Raw genomic sequence first — 15,881 nt, 5'->3', positions numbered from 1 at the left:
CGGACTCGGCGGCGGACGCGATGCCCACAACCCGCGCGACCCGCCGGCGGCGCCCACCCGGCGAGCACGTGGGTTGCCGTCCGCCACACGCCTGCTGTCGTCCGCCACCCGCCCGCGACGGTGTCGGCCGAACGCCACTTCAGCCTCCCACTCCCGATACCGCATCGGCTTCCTTCGACCCGGCCCCGAGTCGAGTGCCAGGCCCTACGGTCGAGTCGAAGCCAGTGTTGCCGACAGTCCGACGTAGCCGACCGATCGAGGCCAACCCGGAGGCGTACATGAGATTCGGCGTGAACATTCCCAACTACGGGCCCACCGCGAGCCCCGACGCGATGTTGACCTAGGTCCGGCATGCCGAGGATCTCGGCCTGGACCTGGCCATGCTGTCCGACCACATCGCGGTCCCCTCGGACGTCGCCGCCCAATACCCGGCGCCCTTCTGCGAACCACTGACCGCACTCGCCTGGCCGGCCGGCCGTACCGAGCGAATCCGGCTGGGCACCACCGTGCTGATCCTGCCCTACCGCGACCCGCTGCCGACCGCCCGAGTGACCGCCAACCTGGACCGATACAGCGCCGGCCGCCTGGTCCTGGGCATCGGAATCGGCTGGGCCGAGGAGGAATTCGCCGCGCTGAAGATCCCGTACGCCGAGCGCGGCCGGATCACCGACGAATACCTCGCGGCGCTGCACACGCTGTGGTCCGAGGACATCGCCTCGTTCGAGGGCACCCACACCTCCTTCACCGGCGTACACACCGCCCCGCGCCCGCTCCAATCCCCGCGCCCACCGCTGTGGATCGGCGGCAACAGCCCCGCCGCCATCCGCCGCGCGGCCCGCCACGGCGACACCTGGCACCCCCTGGGCGTCACCCCGCAATGGCTCGAAAAGCAGGGCCTCCCCGCCCTCCGCATCGCCGCCGAACAGGCCGCCCGCCCAACCCCCACGGTCACCCTGCGCACCCCACTCCGAGTCACCACCACCCCGATCCCCGACGCCGACCGCCTCCCCGGCGAGGGCACCCTCCCGCAAATCGAGACCGACCTGGCCGCCCTCGCCACCCTCGGCATCGCCCACGTCCTCCTCGACCCCCGCTACCGCGAACCCACCCGCCTCCAGCCCCCCGAAACCGACCGCACCCACCTCGAAGCCATAACCCCCCTCCTCACCACCCACCAGCCATAACCCCACCGGCACGCGGCCGAGACCCAATCGCCGGCGGAATCCCTTCTCGCCCCGGGTACCCAAGCCGCCGGCCAAAATGAGGCGGCCCCGGACGAACACCGACATCGAACGCGCGATCAATCCGCCATCGAAGCCCGACGCGCGAGCCCCCTCGTCGGCCGTTCTCGAGCCGCCCCAGAGCCGGCGAACATGTGCACGGAGCCGGATCCGTCGCCGGATCCGTCCGCTCGAACCGGAGCCACAGGACAAAGGTCACTCGGTACCGGGACCAAAGACCCGTCTCTCCACCACGAATCCACCCCGGCGGGCCCCATCGCGGCACATCGATCCAGTGAGCGTGATCACGAGGCCACCGACGCGTCACCCGCCCGGATCAAGCCCGAACGAGGCGGGAGCCATACCAAAGCCCACGAAAAATCTGTCCGCCCCAATCCCCGAACGAGACCCGTACCCGCGAGCCCACGTCGAAAGCCAAGACCACGCCAGAACCACGCAAGGACCGAAAGTCCCGAGATACGACGAAGGCCCAGACCAGGGAAAACATCCCCTGACCTGGGCCTTCGTACTTCTGAGCGGGTGACGAGGATCGAACTCGCACCACTAGCTTGGAAGTTCCCGGGTGGTGACGCTCGGCAACCCATGCGCGGCCTGAGTGGGTACCCCGATGACTCTCCGCCAACTTCTGACCGCCAGTACCCGTGGCTGCCCGCCCCTACGGGCACGTGAAGGGCACGCGAGGGGCACGACACGCGCCAGGGTGCACCTGAGCCGGCCTTGTCCTCGTCCCACAAGTGGGTGGTCGGTCTGGGGGTTCCCTCCTCGATCGGGCATGCCTGCACGGACCCGGGTTCCCGGAGGGGCGCAACGGCTCACACCGTGACGCTCGCGCTCGGCCGTTGCGCCCCTCCGGGGTTCCGGGTACGCCTCCGGTGCCCGATCGAGGAGGGAACCCCCAGACGCAGAGACCACCCACGAACCGCAGCCTCGTCCGCTGGCCACCCCTCCGAGAGAGGGCCGGGGTCCGGGGCAGAGCCCCGCTCCATCGCTCGAAGCGCGGTCCCGGAGCGGGTGTCAGCCCATTCCCGAAATCGGGGCTCTGACCAGTACGTGAACTGCGTCGGGCCCACGCAATACCAGGATCATTACATGCGTCCTGCACAACCAGTCCCGACCCACGCACCAGGTCCACGGCATGCCGAGGACCTGGTGGTGCGGCGTGGTTTGCGCGCGGGTTACTCAACCAGACCAACAACCCGGGTGTTCGGCAACCGCAACTTGGTTCTCGTTGCCAACTATTGCCGGGCGTCCTACGGCACGAGCGCGCCCCGGTCACGGTCGAAGGTCGTGGGCCGTCCCGAGACGGCTCGCAGCGCAGCTGCGAACTTCAGTTTGCGTATGGCCAGTTGGTATTAGCCATAGATCTAGATTGGAAGGCTGACCTGCGAACTCTTCAGCGAGGGAGCTGGACAAACCCCTTGGCTCAAGATCAACCACGAAGCCGCGGCAGAGCTGATCGTTCACATTCCCTGAGGAAGTGAGGTTAGGGCGAGCTGGAAACTCGTCAAAAAATGGCGCTCCGGAACATTCTCGATCACGATAGGAGTAAATTCGAACGAGTCGAACATGGGGGTATGGTGCCTCCATGGATGAGAACACCTTGGACGAACCTGCGCGTTGCTTCATCAGTTACGCCCACGCGGACGACGAGACTTTTGATGGGCCGGTTTTGCAATTCAAGAAAGATCTCGAAGGCCAGTACGAGGCCCAGACCGGCCGCATTCTTCACGCCTATGTTGATCGGGCGGACTTGGAATGGGGTGAAGAATGGCGCGACGGAATTACGAATGCGGTGCTCAACGCCACCGCGTTTATTCCGATCATTACTATGAAGTACTTCAACAGGGAGGTGTGCAGGGAAGAGTTGATGACATTTTATAATTTGACAGGAATGCGAGGCGTTAGAGAGTTGATCCTCCCGATCGTAATTGCTGGCGCCAAAAGAATCTCTTCGGACGACAGTAGGGAGGTGGTTCAAATTATCGCTAAGCGCCAGTATAAGAACTTTGAGAAGGCTTTTCTGGCTGGCCCCGGCACGCAAGTATGGCGTGAAGCGGTTAATGAAGCGACCGAAAGCCTGATTTTGGCATTGGAGTCAGCTGAGAAGCACCTCGCTCAGATGGACCCATCTTCAGGGAAGATTAGTCCGGCGGCCCCAGCATCACCGGCCAGCGCAACGGTCACAATCGGTGATCAAAGCGATGAAGACGAGGGCGAACTAGGTATCTTTGACCTACAAGAAAAACTTGAGCAAGTCATCCCGGAGGTAGGGGCCGGGGTGGTTGAAACGATGGCGGCGTTCCAGGAATGGTCCAATGTTGCTGGGGTAGAATTCTCGAAGTTCAGCGATAGGGGGGACAAGGACCCGCGCACGCTGGCCTTTGCTGCCGCCAACGCTCTCAAAATTCCCTCGCTGGAGTTTGAAGGTACGGCAGCACGGCTCTTGACGGACGTTGCCCGCTGTGACGCAATGATTAGGTTGGTATTGGATCAGATGTCTAGTATCAATCTTCCTCAGCCGCAGCGGACTGTACGTCAAGCGCTCGCTGCGTTGCAGACCCAGCCGGAAGAGATGAAAAAGATCTCTAGGGAAATGAACGAAGCCATTGAAAACTTGAAAATGATTTCGACAGTGAGTGTTCCCCTGCGTAAGTCGCTAGTGCCAGCACGGAACGGAATCCTGGCCTTGCGCGACTCCATGGACATCCTGAGCCGGTGGTCTCAGCTCGCTGCCGGGAGCTAGAGCGTATCTGCCACAGGCGTCGGCGCTCTGCGGGCCCGCACCGTGACCGGCGGCTACGCCGCAGCGCGGTGCGGGCCCACAGAGCGCCGACATGCGGCGCGCATAGCGCGGCGCTCTCGATGTCTGTAGAGCCCAACTCGGCAACCCGCGACGTCAAACGGGTGGGCTTGGTGTTGTGGTGCTGTCGGTCAAGATTCCCGTCGAAATTCTTCTGCTTGCCCGAGCATACAGTCTGTTTGGTATGGGAAGATCTTGATCAATGATCTCGTTTTGTTGGCGATTGAAATCTTGGACTGCGAGTGAAAGTTCATTGACGGTCGCGAAGTCCAGTGCTGTTCTCTTGGCCAACCTGACACCATGTCTTAGCTGGGTATATCTCCGTGCTGAAGTGAGGTACATAGGAGTTTTTTGAGCAGATCCCATGAATGTAGCGGTTGCTGCGACGCCTCCAGAAACAGCTCCGGAGATACCCCACAGACTTGATCCACCTAGCGCAACGATGGAACCTGATATCGCGGCGACCAGCGCCGGAGCGAACACAATTATTCTGCCCCAGAATTCCGCCGACTTAGCAGCCTCGAAATAAGCTTGGGCAGAATATGAACTGCTGTCATATATCGAAGAAAGCTCATCTGTGTATGGCTTTGCTTCAGTCTCGGACAGTGCCAAGTTAATTCCTTACGCGGGAAGTGGTATGGATGGACTTGAAAGAAGGTATCGTGATACATGGCGCAAGTTCGGGGAAGTGTTGCCTGCGGCCAAGATCAATCGACTGGATTGGTATCCCGACTCGTACATGGCAATCATGAGGGCTCGTTTGATTCGAGTGTCTTCCTCTGTCTCGTAAGCCGCCTTTAGTAGGGGCCCGTTTACATAGTCACCGAATCGTCCGATATACCTAGCTGCAAATTCCCTTGGGAATGTCTGGCAATTTCTATCCTTCAGTATCTCCCAGGATGCTTCCAAGATTTGAAAATCGATGACGTTCTCTTTCAATACATACCGCAAAAGTCGCTGTTGAAGGTGTGGGTAGTCGCGAAGCGAGTGCTCGGCCAAGAGATTGGCTACGACCTTAGAGGTGGTAGATTGATGTGCCGGAAAATTGCTCAAGTATCCAAAGCATTCCTTGGCGCAATGTGCAAAGCTTTTTAGGTTTCTTTGCACCCAATGAATCCCGTAATCATCTTTGGTCATAGCCAAGCGATTCAAAGCGAATTTGAGATCGCGAGCGCTTGGCCTTTCACTTCCGATGACAGTGTCAAAGTATCTGTGAAGGTCTGGGGTAGGGCGTCTATCTCTCGAATATATGCCGTAATTGATCGCGTTTTTCTCGCTGTCATCGTAGTAGGATAATGCCTCGGTATTCTCTAGAATCTGAGTCTTGGGTGCAGAGAGAGATAGGCGACGAGTGCGGAATATCGAATTTACGGCCAGCAGTGCGCTGCGAAGGACCTCCCAGTCCTGGCCGAAGATATTGATGTCGTCGGAATAGCGAACGAAACGCAACCCAAGTTGCCTTAACTGCTCGTCGACCGGAGCAAGATAGAGATTTGCGAGGACACCTGAACCATCAGGTCCCTGTGGTATTCCCCATGCCTGATTGGTTGACCGAAAGCAGTCAAGGAATATGCTGATCTGCTTGACTTTCGAGTAAGATAAGCCGAGAGCTTCCAGGTCGTCGGCGAGTGTTTCCACATCCACGTGCTCGTAGAATGACGTCGCATCTGTAATAGCAAGTCGTGTGGATTTATTCTCCAACTCGGAATATCCGCGTCTTCGCATTCTTCGCCAAGACTCAATCGGAGGGTTGAGTGTTGACCGGCGAAAACTCCAGCGATAGCTGTACACGGAAGAACTAAGAGATTGATCTATCAGTGGAGCAGCAGAGAAAGATAGCGCATCGAATATGAGGTGATCTCGCACTGAAAGTCGACTGAGAGGCCTTACATTAATTTCATCCTTAGGGTAGTCGACTATGTCAATCATTTGCGGTGCGTAGTCAGTGCGGTGAAGGTCGCGCAGAATCTCATTTCTGAATTCTACCCAGCATCTATTGGTGTCTGCTAGGCCGATGATGTCTGGGATTTCGGATGCGGACTGCATCTTAAATAGCCTGAACCATGCTAGGTCGACTGCCTGTTGAATCGGAAGCTCGCTGTATGAGTGTCTCGCCAACAGAACAGCCTCGCTGGTAGTTTGGAGCGCCTTGCCAAAAATCTACTGGCGCAATGGGAATTTGATCGACGGAAATATCCGCTGCCCATAAGCGGCTTCTGTGTGCCGTAGAGGCCAGCTCCGGTTGTGCGTGAACGGTTGAAAGAGTCATTCGTGCAAATTTGGGAAATGGAATTGCGTCGACACCACTAGTATCGTTGCAGGCTCGGGAAGCAAGGCTGAAATAGTTGCTCGCAGTGTGGGCGGGAATCCGTCTTTAATCTCTAGAGCTTCGGCGAGCCTGCGGAAAGTGACAAACTGGTGGCCTCGGCTGTTCGCATCCCTGAGGAACGTGTTAGCCCTTGCGGTCAAATCCGTTGGCGTGTTCAAATTTCCTGTTTGCGTACTCATCCAAATGGATTTGTTGCGTTCGTGGTCGAGTTCGCTGAAGCCGCAGACGTCGCGGGTGATTTGCTCGGCTTGGTTCAGGGACGTTGTCGCGATGAGGCGGCGGGCCAGGAGGTTGATGGCCAACGCGTCGTCCAAGTCGAGGCGGTAGACGCCTGGGCTGGCGTCGGTGAGTGCGACGGGCAAGCCAGCGTCGCGGATCTCGCAGATGCCTCGGGTGCCTCGGGCGGCTGCTGAGAGCAAGGCTGTGGCTTCTGATGGGTGCCACGTGAAGATCGGAAGAAATGCGGTCGTTTGTTCAGGCATCAGGGTGAAGGCCGGATCGCCGAGTCGGGACAGGACTTCGGCTTCGGGGAGTTCGCCGTCGAGTCCGGGGCCAGCGACTGTGACGACCGTGGGCACGTTGGCGTTCGCGCATGCGGCCAAGGTGAGGGCGTCCGCCAACGGGCTGCGTAGACCGGGCTCGTCGCCTCGGGCGATGACGTCGCCTCCGATGTCGATGATCTCGATGGCGTCCGCACTGGTGTAAGTGATGGCTGCGGTGATCTGCTCGGTCAAGCTGTCGGCGCCGCGATACGGGTCCAAGAGCGCGATCGCGGGCCTGATCTCACCCGAGAGGCGGGGCAGCGTCGACGAGCCGGCGGGGTCGACGAGAGCCGACGTCGGGCGGAACGTGAGGACGCCGGGGGCCAACGTCTCCAGGCCGGTGAAGTCGGCCGCGCTGCGTGGGCCTGGGCGTGGGTCGATGAGGAGCCGATCCCACGAGTACGTGAGGATCAGGGCTTCTTGGTCGGTGCCGTGTTCGGCTGCGTGGATCATGGCGGCGGCTACGGCGTCGCCACCTCCCCCAGCAGCCACTAAGAGCCGCGTCACATGGTCACCCTATGCGGGTGGCAGGCGGCCCAGCTCTATAGTGGCCAGTGGTCATAGCCACTTTAGGAGGAGCAGTGCCCGAGATCGAGGAGAGCTTGCCGAAGTACCTTCAGATCGCCAACTTCCTGCGGGATCAGATCCTGCGCGGCGACCTTCGCCCCGGCGACGAGGTGTCTTCCGAGCGAGCCTTGGTGACGCAATGGGGCGTCTCTCGGCCGACTGCGGCCCGTGCGCTGGACGCGCTTCGCCAACAGGGCCTGGTCGAGAAGCGGCAGGGCTCCGGTACGTACGTTCAGGAAGTCCAGATCCACCGGCGGGCCCGTGAACGCTATGGACGTGCGCGTCAGTTGGGTAAGATCTATGCGCCCGGCGAATACGCGGTGATCAAGTCGACGGGCCTGGTCGACGCTCCTGACTACGTCGTGCGCGGTCTCGGGCTTCCGGGTGGCACGACCCAGGCGATCCACCGTCGACGGGTGACGAACAACGAGGGTGGGCCGGTCGAAGTCTCCACGTCGTGGTTCTCCCCGGCGCTCGCTGAGATCGCACCGTTGTTGCTGATCCCGGAGCGCATCCGACAGGGCACTCTCGCCTACGTCGAGGACGTGAGCGGCCGGCACGGCCGGTATGGCGAAGACCGGGTCTGCGCTCGACTCGCGCAGGGTGACGAGGCTGCCGAGCTGGGGATGAGCGAACCTGCGGCGGTCATGGTCGTGCGGCACACGGTCTATGACGATGCCGATCGTCCGTTGGAGTTCGCGGAGGCGGTGTATCCGCAGGGTCGGTGGGCCTTCGAGCGCGAGTACCCGCTGGGCTGACAGCACGTCGGAAGACGATCTGTGCAGTACCGCTTGCGCTCCGAAGTGGCCAATGCCACTATCCAGTAAGTGGCTAAGGCCACTTGAGGAGAGGGGGCGGCGGGATGGGCTCGTCAGGGAAGTCGGGGGACTCGCCGTCTCGGAAGTGCCCACGCTGCCGCGGGCGCGGCTGGAAGCACGTGGGTGGTCGGGCGAGTGCGGCGCTGAGCGTCTCGAACGGCCGAAAGAGAGTCACTCAGAAGCGGCGCTGCCTCGACTGTGGTGGCAGCGGTAAGGAGCGCACGTGACGATGTCCATCCCCATCAGTCCCATCGCACCAAGCCCGACAGCCCGGCTCTTGGGTGGGATCGTGCTTCGTCCGGTTGCGGAAGCTGTCGCCGTCGGCCGTTCCCAGATGTCGACGCTGCTGGACATGCTCTACCCCGAATTCGACTCCGCCGATTGCGTGTTGATGCTTTCGGAGCTGGTCACCAACGCGGTCGAGCACGTCAAGGTCGCGTACGAGTGGCTGATCAACGTGCTGTGCTGGCTCGACGGGGACGTGTTGCGGATCGAAGTGCACGACCCCGGGCGTGGAATTCCCTTCTCGTGCGCGCCCGAACCGGAGGACTGCGACGGACGAGGTCTCTTCCTCGTCGGCATGCTCTCCGAGCACTGCGGAAGCGAGCGCGGCCGAGACGGCGGGACCATCGTGTGGTTCACCGTTCGCTTGGCCTGACCAGCTGCTTCCGCCAGTAGCGCGTGGCCTGCTTGATCGACTGAGCTGCATGGATGAGCTTGAAAGTGGCTACATCTGCTGCGAATGTAGACGGGTCAACCGTTTGACAGGTCAAGTGAGAACCGGGTGCAGCATGGCGTATGAGGTGGCTCCACCGAAGTACGTGCGCCTGGTGCAGACGCTTCAGTCGCGCATTGAAGACGGCACCTATCCGGCCGGATCGCTCCTGCCGAGCGAACACCAACTCGTGCAGGCATTCGGGATGTCGCGGCCCACCGTGGTGCGGGCGCTTCAGATCCTGCGGCAGGACGGCTGGATCGAGTCGCAGCAAGGTCGGGGCACCTTCGTCCGAGGGCGGCCCGAGTCGTCTCGCGCGACACCTGCTCGCCGCGGCCTGGAGGTCATGGAGCGCGATGAGGACTCCGGCCCCGGCGAGTTGATCGCGGTCGCAACGGTCGACCTTCCTCGGCGGGCCGCCTCCGCGCTGGGCCTGCCTTCCGGCGCCAAGGCCCTTCTTCGGCGGTGGCTGGTGCGCGATGAGGACGGACCCTCGGAACTGGTCTCGTCCTACTTCCCACTGGAACTCGCGGAGCGCACGGACCTCGCCTCGGATCAGGCACTGCCCGGCGGGCTGAGGGCTCATCTCGAGAGCCGCGGCAAGGTCCGGATCGACCACATCACCGAGCGCATCTGCGCACGGCTCGCCGGCGACCAGGAAGCCGAACTGCTTGAGCTGCCGGCAGGGGAGCCGGTTCTCGGTCTGCTGGTGATCGGCCACGACTCGACCGGTAGGGCCTGGTACGTCGCGGACGTGGTGTTGGCCGGTGACCGGCACGAGCTGGAAGACGTCTACTCGGTTCACTGAGGATCCCGCTGTGGGCGGCGGGTTTCCTCCGCAAAGCAACTTGACAAGTCAACCTGTCATGTCTAACGTCGATAGTGCTTGATAAGTCAACTGGACAAGGGGTGTGTTCGTGGCAATCAAGGGTGCGATCCCGGTGTCCTTCGCGGCGGTGTTCCCGTTCGGGGCGTTCGCGAAGTCGGTGGTTCCGATGGCCGACTTCGAGGCGTCCAAGGGCGGTGTGAAGGTTCAGGCGCGCGACAAGACGACCGGGCTGCCGGTCTGGGCGGTCTCCGTGGTCGACGGTGACCCGGACGCGAACGAGGCGACCGTGAAGGTCAAGGTGGCTTCCGACTCCGAGCCGGTCCTTCCGGACACGTTGCCCGGACTGCCGTTCCGGCCGGTGGAGTTCGAGGGCGTGACGGTGACGGCGTACGTCAACCAGTCCACCAGCCGCGTGGCGTTCTCATACCGCGCGTCCGGCCTGCGTGCGCCGGGTGGACCGCTGAAGAGCGCGATCAAGACGGCGGCCTGACGGCTCGTCGTGCACGGAGTACGACGCGGCCCCGGTGCGAACTGACTTTGGCGGGTCTCACGCACCGGGGCCGCCCCCATCCGAACGACCTGGTGATCTTCGAAGGGGTGTCTCCCATCATGCATGTCTTCAACCGGCCCTGGGTGAGGCTGGGTGCCTTACTGCTCGTGGCCCTGTACGTCGTCTATGAGGCGGTGCGCGCGAAAGCCGGCCTGACTGCCTCGTATCTGGTCGTCTCCATCTACCTGACGTCGGCGGTGGCCGGCATTTGGTGGTGGCTGTTCTCCTTCGCGGCGCGAGTCCGAAGGGGCTGGCCCGCGTTGTCCAAGGCGCTCGGCGCATGGCAGCAGGAACCGGTGTCCCGGATCGACGAGACCTTCGAGTACCGGTATCCGAAGATCCTGCGCATCCGGCGTCACCAACTGGGCTTCGAGGTCGTCGTGTCCCTCCTGCCGGGGCAGATCCCGAAGAACCTCGCTGACCACGTCGAAGGGATCGCGCACTCCTGGAAGGTCTTCCGGGTCGAAGCGTCCTCACCTGCTCGGGGCGTTGTCGTACTGCGGGCCTGGTTTACGGACCCGCTGGCCGAATCCTTCGAGACTCCTCCGCTGCCCGGACTGGGCGACGTGGCCAAACGCGCTGCCGGGCTGGCGTCCATCCGGTTCGGGCGGCCGGCGGGGGAGCGCGAGGATCCGTGGACACCGGAGTTCACGTCGGCGGAGATCGGGCGGTGCGACGACGGGTCGCCGTGGCGGCTGCGACTCCACGGAACGCACGTCCTGGTGGCCGGGGTGACCGGTGCGGGCAAGGGGTCGGTGCTTTGGGGCGTCATCCGCGCGCTCCTGCCGGCTGCCCGCTCGGGCATCGTGCAGCTCTGGGCGTGCGACCCGAAGCGCATGGAGTTGTCCTACGGCCGGCAGCTCTTCCACCGCTACGCCTGTGAGCCGGCAGCCATGGTCGAACTCCTGGAAGACGCCGCGGGCGAGATGAATACGCGGGCCCAGACCTTCGCGGGCAAGGTTCGCAAGCACGAACCCTCCTCTGCCTGCCCGTTCGTCGTGCTGATCGTCGATGAACTGGCGTTCCTGACGGCGTATCAACCGGACCGTGATCTACGAAAGCGCGCGGACGCGGCGATAGCCACACTCACCTCACAGGGGCGGTCCGTCGGCTTCTGCGTCATCGGGGCCTTGCAGGATCCGCGCAAAGAGGTCATGAACATCCGCAACCTGTTCCCGGACCGGATCGCCCTCCGGCTGGACGAGCCGAACCAGGTGGACATGGTCCTCGGCAACGGTGCCCGGGAGCGTGGCGCCGCGGCGGACCTGATCTCGCCGCAACCCGAGATCGGCGCGGGTGTCGGCTACGTCAAGCACGAGACACAGCCGGAACCCGTCCGCGTTCGAGCGGCGTTCGTCTCCGATGACGCGATCGACGCGATGGTCCACGACTACGGCCGACGCGGCGGCTTGGAGGCGGCGGCATGACGTCCATCCCGATCCTGACCGACCTCGGGGATGTGCTCGCAGGCCTGGCCGCGCTGATCGAAGCCCGCCCGGCGCTGCCCGACCTGATCTCCGTCCACACGGTGTGGAGCGCGGAGACGGACGAGTGGAACCTGACGGCGCGCGTGTTCGACGACACCGACTCGGCTTTCGCTGCGGCAGCCGTTGGGATGTGGGCCGGAGAAATCGCCAAGGGCGTGACGACGTCGGCCCGGGTGACCACGTCGGGCGCGTCGTACGTGCAATACCAGGCGGTGGGCAGCATCGCGGGCGCCTCGATCACCGTGTGGTCGCGTGCACGTCTGAGCGATGAAGCGACCGATGAGGGGTCGTGCCATGGCTGAGCCGAGCATGAGCGAGCGCATGGCCGCGGTGCACAACCTGCTGGCACTTGCGGGGAGGGCAGTGGCCATCTGGACCGGCGAGACGGACGGTCCCACCTCGGCGGAACGACGTGAGGCCGCAAACGCCGCTATCCAGGGCATCGACACGGCCACGGCGGTGCTCTATCGCGTGCGTGCAGATCTGGTCAGCCAGACGAGGCGGAGTGACGACGCCTTCATGGCTGAACTCGACCGAAAGTACGGTCCGCTGCCTCCGGCAGGTGATCGATGACTACCCGGGCGGAACGCGCGCGGATGCCGCTGGCACGTGAGGTAGTGCGGGCTGTCGCTCAAGAACACGGGGTCTGTGTCCGGCCGATCGCCTTGCGGCGGACGGATGTCGTGACCGGTGAGACGACCGTGGTCGACGTCCCGTGTGGGGCGACGCTGGCGAGCGTGTGTCCGACCTGCGCTGAGCGGAAGCGGCGGTTGCGGATGGCGCAGTGCCGTGAGGGGTGGCACCTGACCGAGGAACCGATCCAGGAAGCCGACGAGCCGACCGACGAACAGCGGTTGTTGGCTGAACTGCGGGCGGACTGGACGAAGAAGCACGACCTGGCGCGCGGCGGGGAGTGGGACGAACTCGGGGAGGACCTGGCGGCCGTGGACGTGGAGTTGGCCGACTCGGGCGTACGCGGGAACATCGACCCGGACCCGGTCACGCGGCGGGTGCGGTCCACGCGGCGGCGGCAGGATGCTCCGGATCTGCCCCGGCGTGAGGTCGATGCGCGGACGGTCGGGAAGGCGTACACCGCGCCCGACGGCAAGGTGTTTCGGCCGTCCTTGTTCGTGACGCTCACGCTGCCCTCGTACGGGCGTGTACGCCGCGACGGGACGCCCGTGGACGCGTCGGCGTACGACTACCGGGCGGCTGCTCGGGACGCGCTGCACTTCTCCAAGCTGGTCGATCGGTTCGTGCAGAACCTGCGGCGCCTGGTCGGCTTCGACGTGCAGTACTTCGCCGCGGTGGAGTATCAGCGGCGGTTGGCTCCGCATATCCACCTGGCGATCCGGGGCACGGTCTCGCGGGCCGAACTCCGTCAGGTGGCGGCGGCCACGTACCACCAAGTGTGGTGGCCAGCGTGCGACGAGCCGGCCTACTTGACCGACCGACCGCCAGTCTGGGACACGGAGGCTGGCGCGTACCTCGACCCGACGAACGGCGCCGAACTCCCCACCTGGGACGAGGCGTTGGACGATCTGGCCGACGATGCGGAGCCGATCCATGTCGCCCGGTTCGGGACTCAAGTCGACGCGAAGGGCGTCCTGGTCGGCTCGCCCGACGCACGCCGCTGCATCGGCTACCTGACCAAGTACCTCAACAAGTCCGCGCACGAGTCCCACGAAGCCCAGAGCGGCGCCCAGAACGCACACGTCGACCGACTCGTGGAAGCCCTCCGCTACGAGCCCTGCTCGCCCACCTGCGCCAACTGGCTCCTCTACGGGGTCCAGCCGAAGAACGCCCGCGCGGGCCTGCGTCCCGGCTGCTGCAAGTCGAAGGCCCACCGACGCACCCACCTCGGCTACGGCGGCCGGCGCGTCCTCGTCTCCCGCAAGTGGTCCGGCAAGACCATGGCCGACCACAAGACCGAGCGCCGCGCCTGGGTCCTCGACCTCATCGGCCAACCCGCCGACGCCCCCGACCCCAACCGCTTCATGTGGCAACCCGTCGGCCGAGACGACCCGGACGTCGCACCGCTCTCTCATCGCCTCCTTCGCGCGGTTGCCGAACGCATCCGCTGGCGCACCGCCATGGACGAGGCGAAAGCCCGCGCAGACGGACCGCTCGACAATTCGGCAACTGCCCGGGGGAGGGCCGCGTGACCTCGAAGACGAGAGGGCGAAAGCTTCTGACGGTCCCTCAAACGGCAGAGCAAATGTGTGTGGGAGAACGGTTCGTCCGACGTCTGATCGCCGAGCGGCGGATTACCTTCGTGCGGCTCGGGCGACACATTCGAATTCCGGCCGATGCCGTCGACGCCTACATCTCGTCCGGGACGATCGCACCCCGGAGCACTCGCAGGCGGGCTGCCTGATGGCCGGCAAGCGGCGCACGTGGGGACGTGTGCGCAAGCTCCCGTCGGGTCGCTGGCAGGCACGGTTTCCGCATCCGGAGACGGGTGAACTGCTTCCCGCCGATCGCACCTTCGCGACCAAAGTCGACGCTGACGATTGGCTCGCGGAAAAGCGGACGGAGATTCGGCGTGAGACCTGGATCGACCCGGAGGCCGGGAAGATCTCCTTCTCGGTGTTCGCGGAGAGGTGGATCAAGGAGCGTGACATAGAACGAACGACGCGTGATCTTTACGAAGGTCTGAATCGGCTTCACCTGAATCCGACTTTTGGTGAGAAAGATCTCGCCGACCTCAAGGAAGCGCACGTACGCACGTGGCGGCACGACCGTCTCTCCGCCGGGGTCGGCCCGGTCACGGTCGCGAAGTCGTATCGCCTCCTGCGAGCCATCCTGAACACCGCGGCCGACGACGGGATGATCCGGCGGAACCCGTGTCGCATCAAGGGTGCCGGTGCCGAATCATCGCCGGAACGGCCGGTCCTCACCATCGAAGAAGTGTTCAAGGTGGCGGACGCCATCCAGGAGCGCTACCGGGCGATGGTGCTCGTCGCGGCCTTCCTCGGGCTTCGTCTCGGAGAGCTGGCCGGCCTGCTGCGCAAGGACGTGGACCTCGTCGCAGGCACAGTGCGGGTCCGCCGACCCTCCGCCGAACTCAACAACGGCACGTTGACCACGAAGGATCCGAAGACCGCCGCAGGGAAGCGGACCGTGGCGATTCCGGCGCTGATCATCCCTGACCTGCAACGACACCTGAAGGTTTACGCCGAGAAGCAGACCGACGGATACGTGTTCGTCGGGCCGCAGGGTGGGCGTGTCCGCCGCAGCAACTTCACCCGAGTGTGGAAGCGGGGCCTAGCCGACGCCGGGGTGAAGGACGTTCACTTTCACGATCTTCGGCACACGGGCAACACCCTCGCGTCGTCCACGGGCGCGAGCCTCAAGGAACTGATGGCGCGCATGGGCCACGCCTCGACCCGGGCCGCGATGATCTACCAGCACGCCACCAGTGAGCGTGATCACGAGATCGCCGACGCCTTGAACGACCGAATCAAGGCCGCTCGGGGCGGGAGCCGTCCGAAGAGCGCCAAAAAATCCACCCGGTCCAGCGGCGGCGACGCCAAGCAAGCCCGCAAGCCGACCCGGGAAGCAAAGGGCACGCGAGGGGCACGCAAGGGCTGAAAGTCCCGAGATACGACGAGGGCCCAGACCAGGGAAAACATCCCCTGACCTGGGCCTTCGTACTTCTGAGCGGGTGACGAGGATCGAACTCGCACCACTAGCTTGGAAGGCTAGGGCTCTACCATTGAGCTACACCCGCAGCTGGTGTGGCGTGCACGTGGCGCCTAGGTTAGCGGATTGGTGCGCGGCCAGTGCAGACTCTAGCGTGTCGTCCTCTAGACTTCATCGGGCGCCACGGGGCGTAGCGTAGTGGCTAGCGCGCCTGCTTTGGGAGCAGGAGATCGGGAGTTCGAGTCTCCCCGCCCCGACCACCACATCATGGATTCGCTGCAGGATGGATCGGTACGCCGGTTCTGAACCTTCAGTGTGCCGTCAGGCAAGATGCACAGGCCCGGAAGAACAGCCCGCA

General features: G+C 63.6%; 14 protein-coding genes, 2 tRNA genes and 1 pseudogene. 13 read left to right on the top strand and 4 right to left on the bottom strand.

Translation table 11 applies throughout. From position 1 onward, the window contains the following. Nucleotides 1–356: 356 nt before the first annotated feature. Nucleotides 357–1,184 (top strand): annotated as a pseudogene (locus tag ACIBSV_RS15095) (TIGR03619 family F420-dependent LLM class oxidoreductase); the annotation flags it as partial. A 1,642-nt stretch (nucleotides 1,185–2,826) separates the two neighbouring features. Continuing rightward, nucleotides 2,827–3,984: a toll/interleukin-1 receptor domain-containing protein gene (locus ACIBSV_RS15090; RefSeq protein ID WP_395862943.1), complete on the top strand. Its 1,158-nt coding sequence runs from the start codon at nucleotides 2,827–2,829 to the stop codon at nucleotides 3,982–3,984. Between the two features lie 153 nt (nucleotides 3,985–4,137). Here the strand turns inward: ACIBSV_RS15090 and ACIBSV_RS15085 are convergent, their stop codons facing one another. The 3 genes from ACIBSV_RS15085 to ACIBSV_RS15075 form a co-directional block, all read right to left on the bottom strand. Then, a complete protein-coding gene (locus tag ACIBSV_RS15085) occupies nucleotides 4,138–4,653 on the bottom strand; it encodes a hypothetical protein (RefSeq protein ID WP_395862941.1) in 516 nt (171 codons plus the stop codon). A gap of 9 nt (nucleotides 4,654–4,662) precedes the next feature. Then, the gene (locus ACIBSV_RS15080; RefSeq protein WP_395863467.1) at nucleotides 4,663–5,970 is read right to left on the bottom strand and encodes a reverse transcriptase domain-containing protein; all 1,308 of its coding nucleotides are present in this window, start codon (nucleotides 5,968–5,970) and stop codon (nucleotides 4,663–4,665) included. Between the two features lie 336 nt (nucleotides 5,971–6,306). Beyond that, entirely contained in the window at nucleotides 6,307–7,404 is a 1,098-nt protein-coding gene (locus tag ACIBSV_RS15075; RefSeq protein ID WP_395863465.1) for a DUF1152 domain-containing protein, read from the bottom strand. A gap of 89 nt (nucleotides 7,405–7,493) precedes the next feature. Here ACIBSV_RS15075 and ACIBSV_RS15070 point away from each other — a divergent pair, with 89 nt between their 5' ends. The 10 genes from ACIBSV_RS15070 (at nucleotide 7,494) to ACIBSV_RS15025 (ending at nucleotide 15,472) form a co-directional block, all read left to right on the top strand. Beyond that, nucleotides 7,494–8,237, top strand: coding sequence for a GntR family transcriptional regulator (locus ACIBSV_RS15070; RefSeq protein WP_395862940.1), 744 nt, complete (start codon nucleotides 7,494–7,496; stop codon nucleotides 8,235–8,237). A gap of 394 nt (nucleotides 8,238–8,631) precedes the next feature. Continuing rightward, entirely contained in the window at nucleotides 8,632–8,955 is a 324-nt protein-coding gene (locus tag ACIBSV_RS15065) for an ATP-binding protein (protein WP_395862938.1), read from the top strand. A gap of 133 nt (nucleotides 8,956–9,088) precedes the next feature. After that, entirely contained in the window at nucleotides 9,089–9,820 is a 732-nt protein-coding gene (locus ACIBSV_RS15060) for a GntR family transcriptional regulator (protein WP_395863463.1), read from the top strand. Nucleotides 9,821–9,929: 109 nt separating this feature from the next. After that, nucleotides 9,930–10,331 carry a plasmid replication, integration and excision activator gene (locus tag ACIBSV_RS15055; RefSeq protein ID WP_395862936.1) on the top strand — a complete coding sequence of 134 codons (402 nt, stop codon included), beginning with the start codon at nucleotides 9,930–9,932 and terminating at the stop codon, nucleotides 10,329–10,331. Between the two features lie 119 nt (nucleotides 10,332–10,450). After that, nucleotides 10,451–11,818, top strand: a complete 1,368-nt coding sequence (locus ACIBSV_RS15050) for an FtsK/SpoIIIE domain-containing protein (protein WP_395862935.1) — start codon at nucleotides 10,451–10,453, stop codon at nucleotides 11,816–11,818. Further along, nucleotides 11,815–12,180 (top strand): hypothetical protein, encoded by a 366-nt coding sequence (locus ACIBSV_RS15045; protein WP_395862933.1) that lies wholly within the window; start codon nucleotides 11,815–11,817, stop codon nucleotides 12,178–12,180. The genes ACIBSV_RS15050 and ACIBSV_RS15045 overlap by 4 nt, the downstream gene beginning before the upstream one ends. Continuing rightward, nucleotides 12,173–12,451, top strand: coding sequence for a hypothetical protein (locus ACIBSV_RS15040; protein ID WP_395862931.1), 279 nt, complete (start codon nucleotides 12,173–12,175; stop codon nucleotides 12,449–12,451). Before ACIBSV_RS15045 ends, ACIBSV_RS15040 begins: the two co-directional genes overlap by 8 nt. Further along, nucleotides 12,448–14,043 carry a replication initiator gene (locus tag ACIBSV_RS15035; protein WP_395862929.1) on the top strand — a complete coding sequence of 532 codons (1,596 nt, stop codon included), beginning with the start codon at nucleotides 12,448–12,450 and terminating at the stop codon, nucleotides 14,041–14,043. The genes ACIBSV_RS15040 and ACIBSV_RS15035 overlap by 4 nt, the downstream gene beginning before the upstream one ends. After that, complete coding sequence (locus tag ACIBSV_RS15030) at nucleotides 14,040–14,255, top strand: excisionase family DNA-binding protein (protein WP_395862928.1); 216 nt, start codon at nucleotides 14,040–14,042, stop codon at nucleotides 14,253–14,255. Before ACIBSV_RS15035 ends, ACIBSV_RS15030 begins: the two co-directional genes overlap by 4 nt. Then, nucleotides 14,255–15,472: a tyrosine-type recombinase/integrase gene (locus ACIBSV_RS15025; protein ID WP_395862926.1), complete on the top strand. Its 1,218-nt coding sequence runs from the start codon at nucleotides 14,255–14,257 to the stop codon at nucleotides 15,470–15,472. Before ACIBSV_RS15030 ends, ACIBSV_RS15025 begins: the two co-directional genes overlap by 1 nt. A gap of 68 nt (nucleotides 15,473–15,540) precedes the next feature. Here the strand turns inward: ACIBSV_RS15025 and ACIBSV_RS15020 are convergent. After that, a tRNA-Gly gene (locus ACIBSV_RS15020) sits at nucleotides 15,541–15,611 on the bottom strand. Between the two features lie 96 nt (nucleotides 15,612–15,707). On the opposite strand from ACIBSV_RS15020, the gene ACIBSV_RS15015 reads away from it, so the two are divergent. Beyond that, nucleotides 15,708–15,783, top strand: a tRNA-Pro gene (locus tag ACIBSV_RS15015). The last annotated feature ends 98 nt before the right edge of the window (nucleotides 15,784–15,881 follow it).

The organism is Embleya sp. NPDC050154, assembly GCF_044460165.1.
GTDB lineage: Bacteria > Actinomycetota > Actinomycetes > Streptomycetales > Streptomycetaceae > Embleya.
The sequence above is the reverse complement of the archived record's forward strand: the minus strand, read 5'-3'. Positions and strand labels throughout refer to the sequence as shown.

Excerpts from the sequence above, each read along its gene's own strand:
- ACIBSV_RS15040 (WP_395862931.1), top strand. The coding sequence starts at position 12,173 with ATGGCTGAGCCGAGCATGAGCGAGCGCATGGCCGCGGTGCACAACCTG.
- ACIBSV_RS15050 (WP_395862935.1), top strand. The coding sequence starts at position 10,451 with ATGCATGTCTTCAACCGGCCCTGGGTGAGGCTGGGTGCCTTACTGCTC.
- ACIBSV_RS15035 (WP_395862929.1), top strand. The coding sequence starts at position 12,448 with ATGACTACCCGGGCGGAACGCGCGCGGATGCCGCTGGCACGTGAGGTA.
- ACIBSV_RS15025 (WP_395862926.1), top strand. The coding sequence starts at position 14,255 with ATGGCCGGCAAGCGGCGCACGTGGGGACGTGTGCGCAAGCTCCCGTCG.
- ACIBSV_RS15060 (WP_395863463.1), top strand. The coding sequence starts at position 9,089 with ATGGCGTATGAGGTGGCTCCACCGAAGTACGTGCGCCTGGTGCAGACG.
- ACIBSV_RS15080 (WP_395863467.1), bottom strand. The coding sequence starts at position 5,970 with ATGATTGACATAGTCGACTACCCTAAGGATGAAATTAATGTAAGGCCT.
- ACIBSV_RS15090 (WP_395862943.1), top strand. The coding sequence starts at position 2,827 with ATGGATGAGAACACCTTGGACGAACCTGCGCGTTGCTTCATCAGTTAC.
- ACIBSV_RS15065 (WP_395862938.1), top strand. The coding sequence starts at position 8,632 with ATGTCGACGCTGCTGGACATGCTCTACCCCGAATTCGACTCCGCCGAT.
- ACIBSV_RS15045 (WP_395862933.1), top strand. The coding sequence starts at position 11,815 with ATGACGTCCATCCCGATCCTGACCGACCTCGGGGATGTGCTCGCAGGC.